The following is a 17,871-nucleotide window of genomic DNA, read 5'->3' on the forward strand; positions in this document are numbered from 1 at the left end:
GCGCGGCTTCTTAAACTGAAGCCCTTCCTGAACCAAACGAGATAAACATGAAAAACAAAACGTTAAACCGCAGCCTGCTCGCCGTACTGGTGGTCAGCAGCCTCTTATCCCCTGCCGTTATGGCTGCCTGTCACGGCACCGACCTCAACCAGTGCCCCGCACCGTTTGACGCAACCCTTCCCGACACGCACAGCATGCTCACCTGGAGTCAGGCGGATCGCGTGGTGGGCTTTCGTAACGACTACCGCAACTACGCGGGCGATGTTTTCCGCCACGGAAAGGCCACACCGCTGCTGGCAGCAGAGAAACCGCTTACCGACGCCCGGTATCAGGTTAATGGTAAGACCTATACCCTCGAGGATTACGTGAAGCGCCAGAACGTCAGCGGCATGCTGGTGCTGAAGGACGGCAAAATTGCGTGGAAATATCTGGGTGAAGGCAATACCGACTCCACGCTCTGGACATCACGTTCGGTGGGGAAATCCGTGGTCTCTGCGCTGGTCGGGGTCGCCCTTAAAGAGGGCAAAATCCACTCCCTTGACGATCTTATCACCCGCTACGAACCCGATTTAAAAGGCACGGCGTGGGATGGCGTGACGCTGAGACAGCTGATCACTCACACCTCTGGCGTGGCGTGGAACGAAGACTACACCAACCCACAGTCTGATTTCGCGCAGCTCACCGAATGCGAAGCTAAGCCGGGCACCTACGACTGCGTGCGTAAGCTGGTGAAGGGTTTACATCGGGAACACCTGGCCGGAGAGAACTGGTCCTATTCATCGGGTGGCGCGTGGCTGCTGGGTGACGTGCTGGAGCGCGCCACCGGTATGACGCTGGCGGCGTACCTCGAGAAAAGCATCTGGCAGCCGTACGGGATGGCGAACGACGGCGTGTGGCATGCCTATCGTAAAGGTGAGCACGATGTCGGCGCGCACGGCTTTAACGCCACGCTGGAAGACTGGGGCCGCTTCGGCGAATTTATCCTGCATAACGGTACGCTCCCTTCGGGCAAACAGATCCTGCCTGACGGCTGGGTAAAAGAGTCGTCAGAGTGGACGCAGGCGAAAGGTTCCGTCTCAGACGCGCATCCGAAAGGGTTGTACGGCTATCAGTGGTGGAATAACGAGGTGCCCGCCACGGCAAAAGACGTTAAGCCCGCGCCAGAGGATTCCCTGAAAGATTCACTCTGGGCGCTGGGGATTTTTGGCCAGATGATTTTGGTGAATCAAAAGGAAAACCTGGTGATCGTCCAGTGGTCCACCTGGCCGCAGGCGGAGCCGTCTTTCAGCGCCCAGCCGCTGGAAGCGTCGCTGATGTTTAGCGCGATTGCACAGGCGCTGCGCTGAATAGAGCGCTCTGCCAGTTTTGCCCGGTGGCGCTACGCTTGCACGGGCCTACAAAATTCACAGGTCGGGTAAGCGAAGCGCCACCCGACAAGAGCAGCGGCTACTCTGCCCTTCTGCGCGATATCACAAAATAGCGATATCAGCCACTTAGCGAATTATGGTGAATGAAAAATCAATGAATTGTTAAGTTATTGTTAGGTATGTAAATCCCGGTCAACGTCCTGTCATTGATGTGCAGTACGCATCAGTCCATGCGTGATTTGCGCTTATTAATTTCCGTTTAATGCGCCAGTTTTCAGAAACAGACGGACAACACGTCAATAAAAAACTGGAGACGACCATGATTTCCTCAACCCCACCTGCAACCGTTCGCGCAAGAGCGGGCGCGATACTTCGCGTCACCTCGGGCAATTTCCTTGAGCAATTCGACTTCTTCCTGTTCGGGTTCTATGCCACCTACATCGCGCATACCTTCTTCCCGGCGAGCAGTGAGTTTGCCTCGCTGATGATGACCTTCGCCGTCTTTGGCGCAGGCTTCTTAATGCGCCCCATTGGCGCGATTGTCCTCGGGGCTTACATCGACAAGGTGGGTCGCCGCAAAGGGTTGATCACCACCCTGTCGATTATGGCGGCCGGCACCTTCCTGATTGTGCTGATCCCCTCTTATGAGAGCATCGGCCTGTGGGCGCCACTGCTGGTGCTGGCTGGACGCTTGCTGCAGGGCTTTTCCGCCGGGGCGGAGCTTGGCGGCGTGTCGGTCTACCTGGCTGAAATTGCCACGCCGGGTCGCAAAGGCTTCTTTACCAGCTGGCAGTCCGGCAGTCAGCAGGTGGCGATTATGGTGGCCGCCGCAATGGGCTTTGCGCTGAACGCGATGCTGGAAGAGAGCGCCATTCGTGAATGGGGCTGGCGGATCCCGTTCCTGTTCGGCTGCCTGATTGTGCCGTTTATCTTCTTCCTGCGCCGCAAGCTGGAAGAGACCGAAGAGTTTCGCACCCGCCGTCACACGCTGGCGATGCGTCAGGTCTTTACCACCCTGCTGGCGAACTGGCCGGTTGTGGTCGCGGGCATGCTGATGGTCGCCATGACCACCACCGCGTTCTACCTGATCACCGTCTATGCGCCTACCTTCGGCAAAAAAGTGTTAATGCTCAGCGCCTCCGACAGCCTGCTGGTGACGCTGCTGGTGGCCATCTCCAACTTTATCTGGCTGCCGGTGGGCGGTGCCCTGTCAGACCGCTTCGGCCGTAAACCGGTGCTGGTTGCCATGACGCTGCTGGCGCTGGCAACCAGCTATCCGGCCCTGACGCTGCTGGCGCAGGCACCGAGCTTCTCCATGATGCTGAGCGTATTGCTGTGGCTCTCCTTCCTCTATGGCCTCTATAACGGCGCGATGATCCCGGCGCTGACGGAGATCATGCCGGTTGAAGTGCGTGTTGCCGGTTTCTCACTGGCGTATAGCCTTGCTACCGCGATCTTCGGCGGGTTTACACCGGTCATTTCAACGGCCCTGATTGAGTACACCGGCGATAAAGCCTCCCCGGGCTACTGGATGAGCTTCGCGGCGATCTGCGCGTTGCTGGCAACGCTTTATCTCTACCGTCGCAGCGCGATGAGTATGCAAGTACAGAGAGGATAATATGCGCACATTTGTACGTTCAGGCCTGACCGGGCTGGTAATACTGGCGACCAGCGCAGGCGCGCTGGCCCAGGAGGTGACGGTCATGATTTCAGGCGGTTTTAAGGCCGCGCTGGAAAAACTCGCCCCCCAGTATGAAGCCCGGACGGGCGACCATATCGTGCTGATCCCGGGGCCATCGATGGGACAGACGCCGCAGGCGATCCCCAACCGACTGGCGCGCGGTGAAAAAGCAGACGTGGTGATTATGGTGGGTAATGCACTGGCGCACCTGGCGAAGGACCGGATGGTCAAAGAAGGCTCGCGCGTTGAACTGGCGGATTCGCCCATCGGCGTGGTGGTGAAAGCCGGCTCGCCGGTACCGGATATCGCGACCGATAGCGCGCTAAAACAGACCCTGCTTAAGGCCAGTGCCATCGCCTATTCCGACAGCGCCAGCGGCCGGTATGTGCAAACAGAGCTCTTTAAAAAGCTGGGGATTGAAGCACAGGTAGAGGGCAAAGCGCATAAGGTGGAGCGCATCCCGGTCGCCTCTGAGGTGGCAAAAGGGAAATACGCCGTGGGTTTCCAGCAGGTCAGCGAGCTGTTACCCGTGCCCGGCGTAACCTTTGTTGGCAAACTGCCGGATAACCTGCAGTACATCACCCGTTTTGCCGGCGCGGTCACCGCTCACGCGGAGCATCCTTCCGAAGGTAAAGCGCTGCTGGATTACCTCGCATCAGCAAACGCGCAGGAGACCATCACCGCCACCGGGATGATCCCCGTCACTCCGCCGCGCGATAACGCGCAGTAATGAGTGTTTCCAGCTCAGCGGCAATCCACGACTGAATACGCCCGCTGCGCCGGATCAGCCCGACAGTGCGTTTGACCTCGGGCTCGGTCAGCGGAATGTGCGTCAGGAAGGAGTGCTCAGAGTGCGGCATTGACATGGCGGGGACGGCAGCAATGCCAATCCCCGCCTCTACCATTCCCAGCATCGTGGTGACGTGGCGCGTCTCGCAGATCCCCGGGCGCTCCGGCTTAATATGGCCGAGCATCTGATCGAGCAGATTCCGGTTGCCCGATGTAATGTCCAGGCTGATGTAATCCTGCTGATAAAACGCCTGCCAGGTCAGACTTTTGCGTCCCGCCAGCGGATGATCGCGACGACACGCGGCGACGTATACATCCTCCACCAGCGGAATAAAGGTGAGATCTGGCTGCAGGCTCCTCGCAAAACAGATGCCAAAATCCGCCTGCCCGCTGGCCACCGCGTCAATGACATTGCCCGCGCTGCTGTCGATAAGCTTGATGCGCACGCGCGGATAGCGGCGATGAAACTGGCGGATCACCTCCGGCATAAAATGGCAGGCCGCCGAAGGCACGGTGGCGACAGTGATAAGCCCGGTGCGCTCCTCGCTCACCTTGTCGATATCCGCCAGCATCGTTTCCACGTTTTCCAGAAGCTGCCCGCAGCGGTCGGCAAAGGTCTGCCCGAAGAGCGTCAGCGTCACGCGCCGGGTGGTTCTGTCGAACAGTTTCGCGCCGACGGCGGTCTCCAGCTTTTCAATGCGGCGGCTTAAGGCGGACTGGGAAAGACAGATAGATTCCGCGGCAATACGGAAGTTACCGTACTCCACCAGCGCTCTGAAGGCATAAAGATCGTTGAGGTCGAAATTGACGGGCATAGATTCTGGCAATCCTTAGCGCTTTCTGGAAACTCGAACATTCATAATAGCGACTTATGAATCAGAGAGGTACTAGCACCGCTTCAGGACAATAAGCCAATATCCGTGGAGAAGGCGCAGCTGATCGACGCGCTCGGGGAAATCAAACGTCGATAAACGCCCTGTGCCACCAGTTGTGCCATGTTTTCCGCTGGGGATCGTCTCAATGGGATTTTTGTCACTGAAAGGAAACGGGATAAGTGTTTGAATAATGGCAGAGGGCTGGCCTCTCCTGCCATTCCCACATCTCTACGTTTTATAGTTGCCTTCATGCCGGGTTCTTTGGCATGTTAACGGAACCTGACCTTTCAATTTTGTTCACGTGACGAGTTTGCGAGCACAGCGATGATTAAGTGGCCCTGGAAATCAAATGACGCTGGTCAACATGTGGCGCTGCCGTGGGATGACGCGCTGGCGATCCCCGTGCTGGCCAACCTCCAGCCGGATGAACAGTCAAAGCTCATTCAACTGGCGGATCGCTTTTTGCAGCAAAAGCGGCTGGTTCCGCTGCAGGGGTTTGAGCTGGATGCACTTAAAAGCGCGCGTATCGCCCTGCTTTTCTGCCTGCCGGTGCTCGAACTGGGTATCGAGTGGCTGGATGGCTTCCACGAAGTGCTGATCTACCCCGCGCCGTTTATCGTTGATGACGAGTGGGAAGATGATATTGGCCTGGTGCATAACCAGCGCGTGGTGCAGTCCGGGCAAAGCTGGCAGCAAGGCCCCATCATCCTCAACTGGCTGGATATTCAGGACTCTTTCGACGCGTCCGGGTTTAACCTGATTGTTCACGAAGTGGCACATAAGCTTGATACCCGCAACGGCGATCGCGCCAGCGGTGTTCCGCTGATCCCGCTGCGTGAAGTCGCCGGTTGGGAGCACGACCTGCATGCGGCGATGGAAAATATCCAGGATGAGATTGACCTTGTCGGGGAAAGCGCGGCCAGCATTGATGCCTATGCGGCAACCGATCCGGCCGAGTGTTTTGCGGTGCTGTCAGAGTATTTCTTTAGCGCCCCCGAGCTGTTCGCCCCGCGTTTCCCGGCCCTGTGGCAACGTTTTTGTCATTTTTATCAGCAGGATCCCCTGCAGCGTCTGCGCCAGAGTGAGGGTTCCGGCAGCACCGCCTCCCGTCACGTCCACTAGGCCCCTGTTTCTGGGGTACGCTCAACCGACCGTACCCCTAAGCTCAAGGCTAAAAACAGCAGCGCCATCGCCCAGGCGGCCACGATTAAAAACGTTTCACCGACCACGTGCGTCACCAGCGGCACCAGCAACGCGCTGACGCCGTAGCCCAGCGTATGGCTGGTGGCGATCACCCCCGCCCCTTTGCCTGTCGTTAACCTGTCGTTCAGCAGCAGCTGATAGCCGGGCGTTGCCATCGCCGCTCCCAGCGAGGTAATGACGATCCCCACATAGAACAGCGCCACATCCGCGAGACACATCACCCCAAGCCCGACCACCATCAACACCGCTGCCAGGCAAAGTAACGTCATCGGGCGAAAGTGCTGCGGACGCACCACCAGAAACTGGGCAGCGAGCGTTGCCAGCGCGGCCAGGCTCAGCAGCAGCGCAACGTGATGACTGGTTTGCGCCGCATTGCCGTCCAGCAACGGACTGAGATGGGGTGACAGACCCAGCTGCATCAGGCTCACCAGTGCGGCAAGCAACAGCGCCAGCATAAGATAAGGCAGCATTGATGCCTGCAGCCGCGTCGCCTGTTGCGCCACTGGCGGTAAAGGCGGATCGGCCACTTCACGCAGCACCATCAGCAGGGCGATAAACGGAGCCATAGCCATCAGCCACAGCGGTGCCACCGGGTTAACGTTGAGCATCAGCGCTGCCAGCGGCGGCCCCAGCAGACGCCCGCAGCTGAGGCCCGAGCTTATCGTCGCCAGCGCGGCCATTCTTTTCTCCAGACCCGCACGTTGAATGGCCCATGTCTGAGCCGCCGGCACCAGACCAGAGACCGTCAGGCCGTACAGGGTGCGCGAGAGGATAAGCCCTGCCAGCCCCCAGGCGGCATTGAGCATCCCGTTCGCCATTGCCCAGACCACCAGCGCCATGACGAAGAAACTTGCCAGATAGCCGCTCAGCGAGGCCAGCATCACGCTTTTGCAGCCGTGCCGCTCGCTCTGGCGTCCCCACCAGGGCGAGGCCGGTAAAAAGAGCATCGAACCGAACATCAACAGACCCGCCCAAACGGAGAGCGATAGCCCGGTCATCGTGACCAGCTGCGGCAGCATGACCAGCAAACCGTTTTGCCCAATCCCCAGTAAACCGGCACACAACGCCAGGGGCCAGTTCGCTTTCGGGGTGAGATTGTCGGTCAGAGTGTCGGAAAGTGAGCGCATAGAATTGTGAACATAGTGTCAATAAATGTGTGGAAATCATGAAGTTTATGAAAACAAATATTGCAAAAATAGTTGCGACTGTAAACAGAATGAATATCATAACGAGAATTATTATCAGTCATGGAATGAGGTACATTTATGCGTACTCTGCCCCGCTCTGCCGGTACAGACGTTGCGGCCCAGTGTTTTTTAAACGCCCTGTTGCGCGAAACGAAGGACTGGCGCTATCTCCCCGCTACCGCTGCGGATGAGCTATCGCAGATCCATATCCCGCTCTCGCAAACCCAGGCCATCCGGGTTTCAGTACACTATTTCTCCCCAACCCAGCATCATCAGTATCGCTTCCCGGCAACGCTCATCCAGACCGACAGCGACCGTAGTGACGCCGTCACTTTCCCTCAACTGGTTGATTTAATTCTTGAAAAACCTGCTGTAAAAGGCTCACTGGATGCCGATACGCTGGCGCGTTTTAAGCAGCGCGCCCTTGAAAGCCATGCCCATACCTGGCAGGCGATCGACTTGCGTCACCGCTGGGCAAACCTGCGCAACACGCCGCTGACGTTCGCCGAGGCGGAACAGGCGCTACTGGTCGGCCACGCATTCCATCCGGCCCCGAAGTCACACGAGCCGTTTAACGAAACCGAAGCCCGCCGCTATTTGCCCGATTTCGCCTCCCGCTTTCCACTGCGCTGGTTTGCCGCTGAGAGTGAACTGATCGCTGGCGAGAGCCTGAACGTCTCCCTGCGCGAACGTCTGCTGCGCTTCGCAGCCCAGAGCGCCCCTGAACTGCTCGGTCATTTCACCGACACCCGCTGGCTGCTGCCGATGCATCCGTGGCAGGCGGAGTACCTGCTCGGTCAGGACTGGTGCCAGCGACTGGTGGCGAAGGGAGCCTTGCAGGATCTGGGCGAAGCGGGCGCGCAGTGGCTGCCCACCAGCTCCTCCCGCTCGCTGTACTGCGAAACCAACAGCGACATGATTAAGTTTTCCCTGAGCGTGCGCCTGACCAACTCGGTACGCACGCTGTCGGTGAAAGAGGTTAAGCGCGGGATGCGTCTGGCGCGTCTGGCGAAAACGGCGCGCTGGCAGGAGCTCCAGGCGCGCTACCCCACCATGCGCGTAATGCAGGAAGACTGCTGGGCGGGTCTGCGTGACGAAAGCGGCGTCATTCAGGAAGAGAGCCTGATGGCGCTGCGCGTGAACCTGCTGTTTGATACGCCGGATACGCAAACCAACGTGCTGGTGAGCCTGACGCAGGCCGCGCCGGACGGCGGTGACAGCCTGCTGGCGGCTGCGGTCCGCCGTCTGAGCCAGCGTCTGGATCTCCCCCTTGCCCAGGCCGCGCGTTGCTGGCTGGACGCCTATTGCGACCGCGTTCTCCTTCCGCTGTTCAGCGCCGAAGCCGATTACGGTCTGGTCCTGCTGGCACATCAGCAAAACATTCTCGTTGAGATGCAGCAGGACTTCCCGGTCGGGCTTATCTACCGTGACTGCCAGGGCAGCGCCTGGACCGAAGGGGCCGACGCGTGGCTGAAAGAGGCAGGTGAAAGCGAGGTGGAAAACCGCTTCGGCGAGAGCCAGCTGCTGCGCTACTTCCCCTATTACCTGCTGCTGAACTCCACACTCGCCGTCACCGCCGCCCTCGCTGCCGCAGGTTTCGACAGCGAAGAGAGCCTGATGTCACGGGTGCGTGACGCGCTGGCCAGCCTGCGCCAGACCGCGAAGCAAACCCGCTGCCTCGACTACGTGCTCGACAGCCCGACCTGGAACTGTAAAGGCAACTTTTTCTGCTACCTGCACGATCGCAACGAAAACACGATTGCCGATCCGGCAGTGATCTATTTCGACTTTAGCAACCCGTTTTACAAGGAGAAGGCGTGATGGCTAACGCGAATATCGTCCATTCCGGCTACGGCTTTCGTTGCACCGCAACGGACACGTCCCTGCCGCTGACATTAGGCCTCGACGGCAGCGCGGTGCTGGAGCGCCTGCGCGATATCCCGGACGGCTGGCTGGTCGAGGCGCTGGATCAGCTGTTTGTCGCCGCACCGGCACTGACCGGCATCACGTTGCCGTGGGCGGCCTGGCAGGATGAACCGCAGGCGCAGGCGTTATTCGCGCTTGCCAGCGGCGATTATCTGGCCCGTGAGACCTTCTGGCAGCTGCCGCTGTGGCTGCAGGGGGAGCGTCCGCAGGCCAGCGGTGGCATGCAATTCGATGAGAGCCGTCAGCTTTACTTCCCGCTGCGCCCTCACCGTCCGCAAGGGGAAGTCTATCGCCGTTACGATGCGCAAATTAAACGCACCCTGAGCTTCCGCGTGGCCGACGTGGCGCTGGACGGTGAGCGTTTTACCCAGTGGATGAACAACCCGCGCGTTAATGCGTTCTGGGAGATGGCCGGTCCTCAGGAAGAGCAGGAAAACTACCTGCGCCGTCAGCTCGACTCGACGTACTGCTATCCGGTTATCGGCTGCTTTGACGATCAGCCGTTCGGCTATTTTGAACTCTACTGGGCCGCAGAAGACCGTATCGGACGCCACTATCGCTGGCAGCCGTTTGACCGTGGGCTGCATATGCTGGTCGGCGAAGAGAACTGGCGCGGCGCGCAGTATATCCGTAGCTGGCTGCGCGGTCTGAGCCACTATCTGTGGCTGGATGAACCGCGAACGACGCGCATTGTCGCTGAGCCACGTTTCGACAATCAGCGCCTGTTCCGTCATCTGGCTTCCGCAGGTTTCGACACCGTTAAAGAGTTCGATTTCCCGCATAAACGTTCGCGCCTCATCATGAGCGAGCGTCACCGCTTCTTCAGCGAGGTGGGACTGTGAACGCACTCTGGCAAAAAGTGAACCGCGAGATGGTGGCGAAGATCCTCGCCGAGCTGGAATACGAACGTACCCTGAACGCCGAACCGCTGGCCGCTGACCGCTGGCAAATCACCATGGGCAGCGAAACATGGCAGTTTCGCGCCACGCGCGGCATCTGGGGCTGGTTACATATCGATCCCGCCAGTCTGACCACCACCAGCGGAGCCGCCGTGGAAGCGGAAAGCGCGTTTCTGCAGCTGGCGACGGTGCTGGAGATGAGCGACGCACAAACGGCAGAGCATCTGGAAGATCTTTACGCCACGCTGCGGGGCGACATGCAGCTGCTGCAGGCGCGAGAGACGCTCGATGCCGACGCGCTCATTCATCTCGACCCGGACGAACTCCAGTGTCTGATGAGCGGCCATCCCAAGTTCATTTTTAACAAAGGACGCCGCGGCTGGGGGCTGGAGGCGCTGCGCCAGTACGCGCCGGAATACCGTGGCCGTTTTCGCCTGCACTGGGTTGCCGTGCAGCGCGAGCATCTGGTCTGGAGCAGCGATGTCGATTGCGATATCAACACCCTGCTGGCCAGCACCATGGACGGTGCCGAGCGCGCGCACTTTGACGCCCGCTGGCAGGCGCTTAAGCTTGACGACAGCTGGCTGCCGGTGCCGCTGCACCCATGGCAGTGGCAGCAAAAAATTGCCGTCCATTTCCTGGCCCAGCTCGCGCGCGGTGAGATGGTAGAGCTGGGGGAATTTGGCGATGAGTATCTGGCCCAACAGTCCCTGCGCACGCTGACCAACGCCAGCCGCCACGCGCCGTATGACATCAAGCTGCCGCTGACCATCTACAACACCTCCTGCTATCGCGGCATTCCGGGCAAGTACATTGCCGCCGGGCCGCTGGCTTCGCGCTGGCTTCAGCAGCAGTTCGCCAGCGACGCCACTCTCACCCGCTCTGGCGCGCAGGTGCTTGGCGAACCCGCCGCCGGATATCTGGCGCATACCGGTTACGCCGCATTACCGAAAGCGCCCTATCGCTATCAGGAGATGATGGGTGTGATCTGGCGCGAAAACCCGTCCTGCTATCTGCAGGACGGCGAGCAGGCGGTACTGATGGCGGCGCTGATGGAGACCGACAACGCCGGACGCCCGCTGATTGACGCGTGGATTGCTCATTCCGGATTAACTGCCGAAGCCTGGCTGGAAAAACTGTTCGATGCCACGGTGATCCCGTTCTATCACCTGCTCTGCCGCTACGGCGTGGCGCTCATCGCCCACGGCCAGAACGTGACGCTGGTGATGAAAGACTACGTGCCGCAGCGCATCCTGCTGAAGGATTTCCAGGGTGATATGCGGCTGGTTGATGAAGATTTCCCGCAGGCGGAAAGCCTGCCGCAACAGGTGAAAGCCGTCACGGCGCGCCTGAGCGCGGAGTACATCATCCATGACCTGCAAACCGGCAACTTCGTGACGGTGCTGCGTTTTATCTCGCGTCTCACGCAGCAAAGCGGCGTCAGCGAAACCCGCTTCTACCAGATCCTGGCGCAGGTGTTACGCCGTTATATGGCCGCACATCCGGATCTTGCCGGGCGCTTCGCGAAGTTCGACCTGTTTAAGCCGCAGATCATTCGCGTGATCCTCAACCCGGTCAAACTCACCTTCTCCGAACACGACGGTGGCAGCCGCATGCTGCCGAACTACGTCTGCGATCTCGATAACCCCCTTTTTCTGGTCTCCCAGGAGTCAGCGCAATGAAAACGTATGATTTCATCGGCATTGGTATTGGCCCGTTTAACCTCAGCATCGCTGCCCTTGCAGAGGGGCTGGACGGATTCAGTTCACTGTTTCTTGAACGTAAGCCGCATTTCTCCTGGCACCCCGGGATGATGGTGCCGGACTGCCACATGCAAACCAGCTTCCTGAAGGATCTGGTCAGCGCCGTGGAGCCGACCAACCGCCATAGCTTTCTGAACTACCTGGTACAGCGTAAAAAGTTCTACCGTTTTCTGACCACCGAGCAGCGTACCGTCTCCCGCGAGGAGTTTGCTGATTACCTGAGCTGGGCGGCGGAAAACCTCACCAACCTCGCCTTCAGCCAGCAGGTACAGCAGGTGAGTTTTGATGAGAAAAAGGGCCTGTTTGAGGTAGTAACCCAGCGCGATCGCTTCCTGGCGCGCCACGTCTGCGTGGGGATTGGTAAACAGATCAACCTCCCCGACTGTGTGACCGCGCAGGATGACAGCTGCTTCCATGCCAGCGAGATGATGCTGCGCACGCCAGATTTGGCGGGCAAACGGGTGACCGTCGTTGGCGGCGGCCAGAGCGGTGCCGATCTGTTTTTGAATATCTTCCGCGGGGAGTGGGGTCAGCCGCTGAGCCTGAACTGGGTGTCGCGCCGCAACAACTACAACGCCCTGGATGAGGCCGCATTTGCCAACGAGTATTTCACGCCGGAGTATGTGGACAGCTTCTCCACACTTGGTGAAGAGGCCCGTCGTCAGATGCTGCACGAGCAGAAGATGACCTCTGACGGTATCACCACCGAGTCTCTGCTGGCCATTTACCGCGCCATGTATCACCGCTTTGAAGTGCTGCGTGAAAAACCCTGGGCGCACCTGATGCCGTCCCGCTCGGTAACCGCACTCACGCGGCTGCAAAACGGGCAACGCCTGACGCTACAGCATCACCTCGACGGTGGCCGTGAACAGCTGGAGAGCGACGTGGTGATCTTTGCCACGGGCTACCGCGCCGCGCAGCCTGCGTTTCTGGCGCCACTCTCCCATCGTCTGCACCTGGATGCCGACGAAGCTTTTCACATCAACAACGATTTCACCCTTGAATGGGACGGCCCGCAGAGCAACCGCCTGTTTGCCGTGAATGCCGGGATGCACCGTCTCGGTATTGCCGAACCCCAGCTCAGCCTGATGGCCTGGCGCGCTGCGCGAATTCTCAATCGCGCGCACGACGACGAGCCGTTTGAGCTGGCTACTACCCCCGGCGTGATCCACTGGCGTAGCACCACCAGCACGGATAACAGCCAGGTTTTTAAATCATTAGCACAGACCACCGAGTACTGACACACACAATCAGGATCAACATAACAATGAAACGTTCTCATCTTTGGGTTTTAAATCCGTGCTTGCTTGCCATGCTTTCGACCTCTGCGTGGGCAGAAGAACAAAAGGAAGAAAATATCGTTGTCTCCGCCAGCCGCGCACACCGCAGCGTGGCGGAGATGGCGCAGACCACCTGGGTTATCGAGCGTGCGGAAATTGAGCAGCAGGTTCAGGGCGGGAAAGAGATTAAAGACGTGCTGGCGCAGCTGATCCCGGGCATGGACATCAGCAGCCAGGGGCGCACCAACTACGGTATGAACCTGCGCGGCCGTTCAATGATGGTGATGGTGGACGGCGTGCGTCTGAACTCCTCCCGCAGCGACAGCCGTCAGCTTGACTCTATCGATCCGTTCAACATCGACCGTATCGAAGTGATTTCCGGCGCTACTTCACTGTACGGCGGCGGCAGTACCGGCGGCCTGGTGAACATCGTCACCAAAAAAGGTCAGCCGGAGACGGAAGTCGAATTCCAGACCGGGGCAAAAAGCGGATTTAACAGCCACAACGACCACGATGAGAACGTGTCGGCGGCGGTCAGCGGCGGTAATGATAATGCGTCTGGTCGCCTGTCCGTTTCTTATCAGCGTTACGGCGGCTGGTATGACGGCAACGGCGACGAGGTGATTATCGATAACACCCAGACCGGCTTACAGTATTCTGACCGCATTGATGTGATGGGCACTGGCACCATCAATATTGACGATCATCAGCAGTTGCAGTTAACCACCCAGTACTACAAGAGCGAATCTGATGGCAAACACGGCCTGTACCTCGGGAAGAACTTCTCGGCGGTTACGGGTGATGCCACCGCGTATAACAAAAACAACCTGGATTCTGACCGTATTCCCGGTACCGAGCGCCATCTGATTAACCTGCAGTACTCTAATACCGATTTCTGGGGTCAGGACCTGGTCGCGCAGATCTACTATCGTGACGAGAGCCTGACCTACTACCCGTTCCCGACCCTGAGCAAAGGGACGGTGACCAGCATCGGTGCCTCCCAGCAGAAAACCGATTTTTACGGCGGCAAGCTAACGCTGAACAGCAAGCCGGTGGATGATTTGACGCTCACCTGGGGTGTGGACGCCGACCATGAAACCTTTGACGCCAACCAGCAGTTCTTCGACCTGAGTAAAGCGGCAGCGAGCGGCGGCATGAAGCTGGACAATGCGTACAACGTGGGGCGTTATCCGGGTTACAGCATTACCAACCTCGCCCCGTTCCTGCAGGCGAGCTACGACATTGACGCCATCACCCTGAGCGGCGGCGTGCGTTACCAGTACACTGAAAACAAGGTGGATGATTTTGTTGGCTACGCCCAGCAGCAGGCCATCGCCACCGGGAAAGCCACCTCTGCAGACGCGGTGCCGGGCGGGAAAACCGATTACAACAACTTCCTGTTTAACGCCGGGATCCTTGGCCGCCTGACCGAACAGCAGCAGCTGTGGTTTAACTTCTCTCAGGGCTTTGAAATTCCGGACCTGGCGAAGTACTACGGCTCCGGCACCTATCAGCTTGTCGACGGGCACTATCGCCTGCTGAACAGCGTGAACGTTAACGACTCGACGCTGGACGGCATTAAGGTTAACGCTTACGAGCTGGGCTGGCGCTACACCGGTGATAACCTGCGCACGCAGGTTGCGGCGTACTACTCGCTCTCGGATAAAACCATCACCATCAACAAAACCGATATGACCATCAACCTGGAAGACGACAAGCGTCGTATCTACGGGGTGGAAGGTCAGGTGGACTATTTCTTCACCGATAGCGACTGGAGCACCGGCGCGAACTTTAACGCCATTAAGTCTGAAACCCGTGAAAACGGTAAATGGGAGAAGCTGACAGTAGACAGCGCCAGCCCGTCGAAAGCCAGCGCCTGGGTCAACTGGGCGCCGGGCGACTGGACCCTGCGCGTGCAGAGTACCCAGACCTTTGACGTCTCTGATGCCGACGGTAAGAAGATCGATGGCTATAACACGGTAGATTTCCTGGGCAGCTACGCCCTGCCGGTGGGTAAAGTGAGTTTCAGCGTGGAAAACGTGCTGGACAAAGACTACACCACTGCCTGGGGACAGCGCGCACCGGGGCTGTATAGCCCAACGTATGGCGCACCGGGTCTGTATACCTATAAAGGCCGTGGCCGCACGTTTGGTCTGAACTACTCCGTTCTGTTCTAAACAACTGCGCCGCCTGCCCGCGGGCGGCGCATCCTGCTGTGTAATTTCAGCGCAAATTTGCTATAAAATCAGCGATTTGCTGAAATTGTCGGCAAACGATCAAAAAGGGTGTTTTCACCCTTTGACAAGGCGAACCGAGGTCGCTACTATGCGCCTCGTTCACACGATTCCTCTGTAGTTCAGTCGGTAGAACGGCGGACTGTTAATCCGTATGTCACTGGTTCGAGTCCAGTCAGAGGAGCCAAATTTGAAAAGCCTGCTTTTGAAGCAGGCTTTTTGCTTTTGTGCGTTTCTTGCGATTAACTCAAAATCGCATCCAGCCTGGCAAGCACCTCATTTACGACGGCGTCAGGTACGCGTTCCAGCCGTTTCCCGTTCCGGGCCACTATATCGATGGTTCTGGGCTGGTCGCAGCGAATAACGCCCATTGTTTTTGTCCCTGCCCCATCCAGTGAAACGGTGAAACCTGCTATACGAGCAAAGTTACCGCCGCTGGTGACGGGAACCACTACCGGTAGCCGGATCACCTTGTTAAACGATGCCTTCGATACGATGAGTACCGGACGTTTTCCACTTTGCTCGTGGCTAGCAATCGGATCCAGTGAAACAAGCCAGATTTCCCCTCTGTCCATTTACAGGATCTCCTTTCCTGTTGCAGGCGCATCAATCCATTCCCGATCCTCTTCGCTCATTTCAGCATGCGGATCGCACTGCGCCAGCAGCTCCTCCAGCGAATAATGTGGCCGTTTCTGGGGTTCAATTATCAGGCAGCCATTATCAATCGTCATGCCCACTTCGCTGTCTATCGACAGCTCCAGCGTCTTCAGCACGGCGGGAGGAACCGCCAGCATGATGGAACCGCCAACCTTTTTCAGGCGAGTTGTATACATAGAGCACCTCCGGATATTATATTTTAATATAACATCTACAGCAGAATATGCACAATTATTCATCAGGTTCATGGTGATTTCCTTTGCGTAAAAAATGTGAAGAAAGCAGGCGGGAACGTTGCTCGTGGCAGGAAGGCCGATAATAGAAAATTGTTAATGTGCTTCAAAGGAATATGGTGGATCGGATAAACGAAATGCGAGGCGGTTTCAGAATTGAAGCCGTGACAGCGATCGAGCGATTGAAGGGAACCAAATTTGAAAAGCCTGCTTTTGAAGCAGGCTTTTTGCTTTTGTGCGTTCGGAAAATTTGCCGGGTGGTGGAAAGCCCCTAACGCTCAGGGCAGCCTGGCAATCACCTTAATCTCAAACTGGAATCCGTACAGCCACGTAACGCCGATCCCGGTCAACGTTGGGTAAGGCGCTTCCCCCCAATATTCTGGCAGGATACTCCAGATAGCGTCGAGGTTTGACTCGGGATCGACGACAAAAAGGGTAACGTCAACCACGTCATCGAACGTGCAGCCCGCAGCCGCGAGGGCAGCATTAAGATTATTGAATGCCAGCCTGACCTGCGCTTTTAGATCGGGCTCAGGCGAACCATCCTCACGGCTACCAACCTGCCCCGAAACAAACAGGAAACCGTTAGATTTGATGGCCGGTGAATAGCGATTGCGCTCATAGAGCGCCTGGCATCCTGAGGGAAAAACTGCTTCGCGTGCTGTCATATTTACACCTTTGCAATGGGGCGAAATCTGCCCAATGAACTTAAAGACACTTTACAGTTGCAGGATCGGGCGGATAAACAAGCGATTTTGTCCATCATTGTTTGTAATATCCAAACAATCGGTGAAAAGAGAGGATAAGGAATGGATCGTTTCGATGCGATGCGCGCCTTTGCTCGCGTGGTAGAGGCAGGTAGCTTCACAAAGGCTGCCCAAACACTTCATATGAGCAAAACCACGGTGACGCAGCTTATTCAGCAGCTGGAAGCGCGCCTGCGCGTCAGATTGCTCCATCGCACCACCCGCAAGCTCAGCGTCACTCCCGATGGCGCGGTCTACTACGAACGCGTCATCCGCCTGCTGGCGGACATGGAAGATGCTGAAAACAGCCTGTCCAGTGCAGCAATTACACCCAGGGGACGGCTACGGGTGGATGTGCCCAGCCCGCTGGCCCGCCTCATCCTGGTGCCGGCGCTACCGGCTTTCCATGCACGCTACCCTGACATTCAGTTCAACATGGGTGTGAGCGACCGGGTGGTGGACCTGATTGGCGACAACGTGGATTGCGTGCTACGCGGCGGCGAGATCACCGATCAGTCCCTGATTGCACGCCATATTGGAGATTTGCAAATCGGCGTCTACGCCGCCCCCAGTTATCTGGAACGCCTTGGCCCCCCTTCGCACCCGCGAGAACTGGAAAACACCGACCATCGCAGAGTAGGGTTCTTGTCCTCACGCACCGGTAAGATTGATCCTCTGGTACTGCGCAGTGAGAGTGAACGTATTGAAATCACGGGCAGCTATGTACTGGCCGTGGATGATGGCAATGCTTACCTCGAAGCCGGGTTAGCGGGATTAGGCGTGATCGCGCTGCCAGTCTATATGGCGGCAGCGCATCAGGCTCGTGGTGCCTTGATTCCGCTATTTGAACACTGGCGTATTGCTCCAATGCCCCTGTACCTGGCATTTCCGCCGAACCGCCATGTCAACGCCAGACTGCGCGTTTTTATTGACTGGATCGTTGAATTGATGCAGCGGCATGTCCCCAACGCCAACCGAAAGGGAATTCTGATTTAGCTTGTTTATTCGCTAGTTACTGGCTAAGGCGATCC

Annotated in this window: 15 protein-coding genes and 1 tRNA gene; 11 read left to right on the forward strand and 5 right to left on the reverse strand. The window is 57.9% G+C overall.

Annotation, left to right across the window (positions count from 1 at the left end):
- The first annotated feature begins 47 nt into the window (after positions 1–47).
- From ACQG2G_RS13865 to ACQG2G_RS13875, 3 genes are all read left to right on the forward strand, one after another.
- Positions 48–1,346 carry a serine hydrolase domain-containing protein gene (locus ACQG2G_RS13865; protein WP_061772231.1) on the forward strand — a complete coding sequence of 433 codons (1,299 nt, stop codon included), beginning with the start codon at positions 48–50 and terminating at the stop codon, positions 1,344–1,346.
- Positions 1,347–1,686: 340 nt separating this feature from the next.
- On the forward strand, positions 1,687–2,985 hold the full coding sequence (locus ACQG2G_RS13870) for an MFS transporter (RefSeq protein ID WP_148790617.1): 1,299 nt from the start codon (positions 1,687–1,689) through the stop codon (positions 2,983–2,985).
- Between the two features lies 1 nt (position 2,986).
- Positions 2,987–3,778 (forward strand): substrate-binding domain-containing protein, encoded by a 792-nt coding sequence (locus ACQG2G_RS13875; RefSeq protein ID WP_248766563.1) that lies wholly within the window; start codon positions 2,987–2,989, stop codon positions 3,776–3,778.
- Here the strand turns inward: ACQG2G_RS13875 and ACQG2G_RS13880 are convergent.
- Positions 3,750–4,652 (reverse strand): LysR family transcriptional regulator, encoded by a 903-nt coding sequence (locus tag ACQG2G_RS13880; RefSeq protein ID WP_029882549.1) that lies wholly within the window; start codon positions 4,650–4,652, stop codon positions 3,750–3,752. The genes ACQG2G_RS13875 and ACQG2G_RS13880 overlap by 29 nt on opposite strands.
- Positions 4,653–5,036: 384 nt before the next feature.
- Between ACQG2G_RS13880 and mtfA the strand changes: the two genes are divergently transcribed.
- On the forward strand, positions 5,037–5,834 hold the full coding sequence (mtfA, locus tag ACQG2G_RS13885; protein ID WP_029881844.1) for a DgsA anti-repressor MtfA: 798 nt from the start codon (positions 5,037–5,039) through the stop codon (positions 5,832–5,834).
- Here the strand turns inward: mtfA and ACQG2G_RS13890 are convergent.
- A complete protein-coding gene (locus ACQG2G_RS13890; RefSeq protein ID WP_248766564.1) occupies positions 5,831–7,042 on the reverse strand; it encodes an MFS transporter in 1,212 nt (403 codons plus the stop codon). The two genes, mtfA and ACQG2G_RS13890, sit on opposite strands and share 4 nt — an antisense overlap.
- Before the next feature lie 138 nt (positions 7,043–7,180).
- Here ACQG2G_RS13890 and ACQG2G_RS13895 point away from each other — a divergent pair, with 138 nt between their 5' ends.
- The 6 genes from ACQG2G_RS13895 (at position 7,181) to ACQG2G_RS13920 (ending at position 15,391) form a co-directional block, all read left to right on the forward strand.
- A complete protein-coding gene (locus ACQG2G_RS13895) occupies positions 7,181–8,923 on the forward strand; it encodes an IucA/IucC family protein (RefSeq protein ID WP_248766565.1) in 1,743 nt (580 codons plus the stop codon).
- Positions 8,923–9,870 carry a GNAT family N-acetyltransferase gene (locus tag ACQG2G_RS13900; RefSeq protein ID WP_029881841.1) on the forward strand — a complete coding sequence of 316 codons (948 nt, stop codon included), beginning with the start codon at positions 8,923–8,925 and terminating at the stop codon, positions 9,868–9,870. Before ACQG2G_RS13895 ends, ACQG2G_RS13900 begins: the two co-directional genes overlap by 1 nt.
- Entirely contained in the window at positions 9,867–11,609 is a 1,743-nt protein-coding gene (gene iucC / locus ACQG2G_RS13905; RefSeq protein ID WP_283099173.1) for an aerobactin synthase IucC, read from the forward strand. The genes ACQG2G_RS13900 and iucC overlap by 4 nt, the downstream gene beginning before the upstream one ends.
- Positions 11,606–12,931 carry a lysine N(6)-hydroxylase/L-ornithine N(5)-oxygenase family protein gene (locus tag ACQG2G_RS13910; RefSeq protein ID WP_023620164.1) on the forward strand — a complete coding sequence of 442 codons (1,326 nt, stop codon included), beginning with the start codon at positions 11,606–11,608 and terminating at the stop codon, positions 12,929–12,931. The genes iucC and ACQG2G_RS13910 overlap by 4 nt, the downstream gene beginning before the upstream one ends.
- A 26-nt stretch (positions 12,932–12,957) precedes the next feature.
- On the forward strand, positions 12,958–15,147 hold the full coding sequence (locus tag ACQG2G_RS13915) for a TonB-dependent siderophore receptor (RefSeq protein ID WP_045903258.1): 2,190 nt from the start codon (positions 12,958–12,960) through the stop codon (positions 15,145–15,147).
- A 168-nt stretch (positions 15,148–15,315) separates the two neighbouring features.
- Positions 15,316–15,391, forward strand: a tRNA-Asn gene (locus ACQG2G_RS13920).
- Between the two features lie 55 nt (positions 15,392–15,446).
- Here ACQG2G_RS13920 and ACQG2G_RS13925 read toward each other — a convergent pair.
- The 3 genes from ACQG2G_RS13925 to ACQG2G_RS13935 form a co-directional block, all read right to left on the reverse strand.
- A complete protein-coding gene (locus tag ACQG2G_RS13925; protein WP_061771414.1) occupies positions 15,447–15,779 on the reverse strand; it encodes a type II toxin-antitoxin system PemK/MazF family toxin in 333 nt (110 codons plus the stop codon).
- Entirely contained in the window at positions 15,780–16,037 is a 258-nt protein-coding gene (locus tag ACQG2G_RS13930) for an AbrB/MazE/SpoVT family DNA-binding domain-containing protein (RefSeq protein WP_020687575.1), read from the reverse strand.
- Positions 16,038–16,372: 335 nt separating this feature from the next.
- Entirely contained in the window at positions 16,373–16,762 is a 390-nt protein-coding gene (locus ACQG2G_RS13935) for a Rid family hydrolase (RefSeq protein WP_061771413.1), read from the reverse strand.
- A gap of 141 nt (positions 16,763–16,903) precedes the next feature.
- On the opposite strand from ACQG2G_RS13935, the gene ACQG2G_RS13940 reads away from it, so the two are divergent.
- Entirely contained in the window at positions 16,904–17,836 is a 933-nt protein-coding gene (locus ACQG2G_RS13940) for a LysR family transcriptional regulator (protein WP_061771412.1), read from the forward strand.
- Positions 17,837–17,871: the final 35 nt, after the last annotated feature.

Origin of the sequence: Enterobacter cloacae complex sp. 382A5, from assembly GCF_050031095.1 — a bacterium.
Taxonomy (GTDB): domain Bacteria; phylum Pseudomonadota; class Gammaproteobacteria; order Enterobacterales; family Enterobacteriaceae; genus Enterobacter; species Enterobacter cloacae.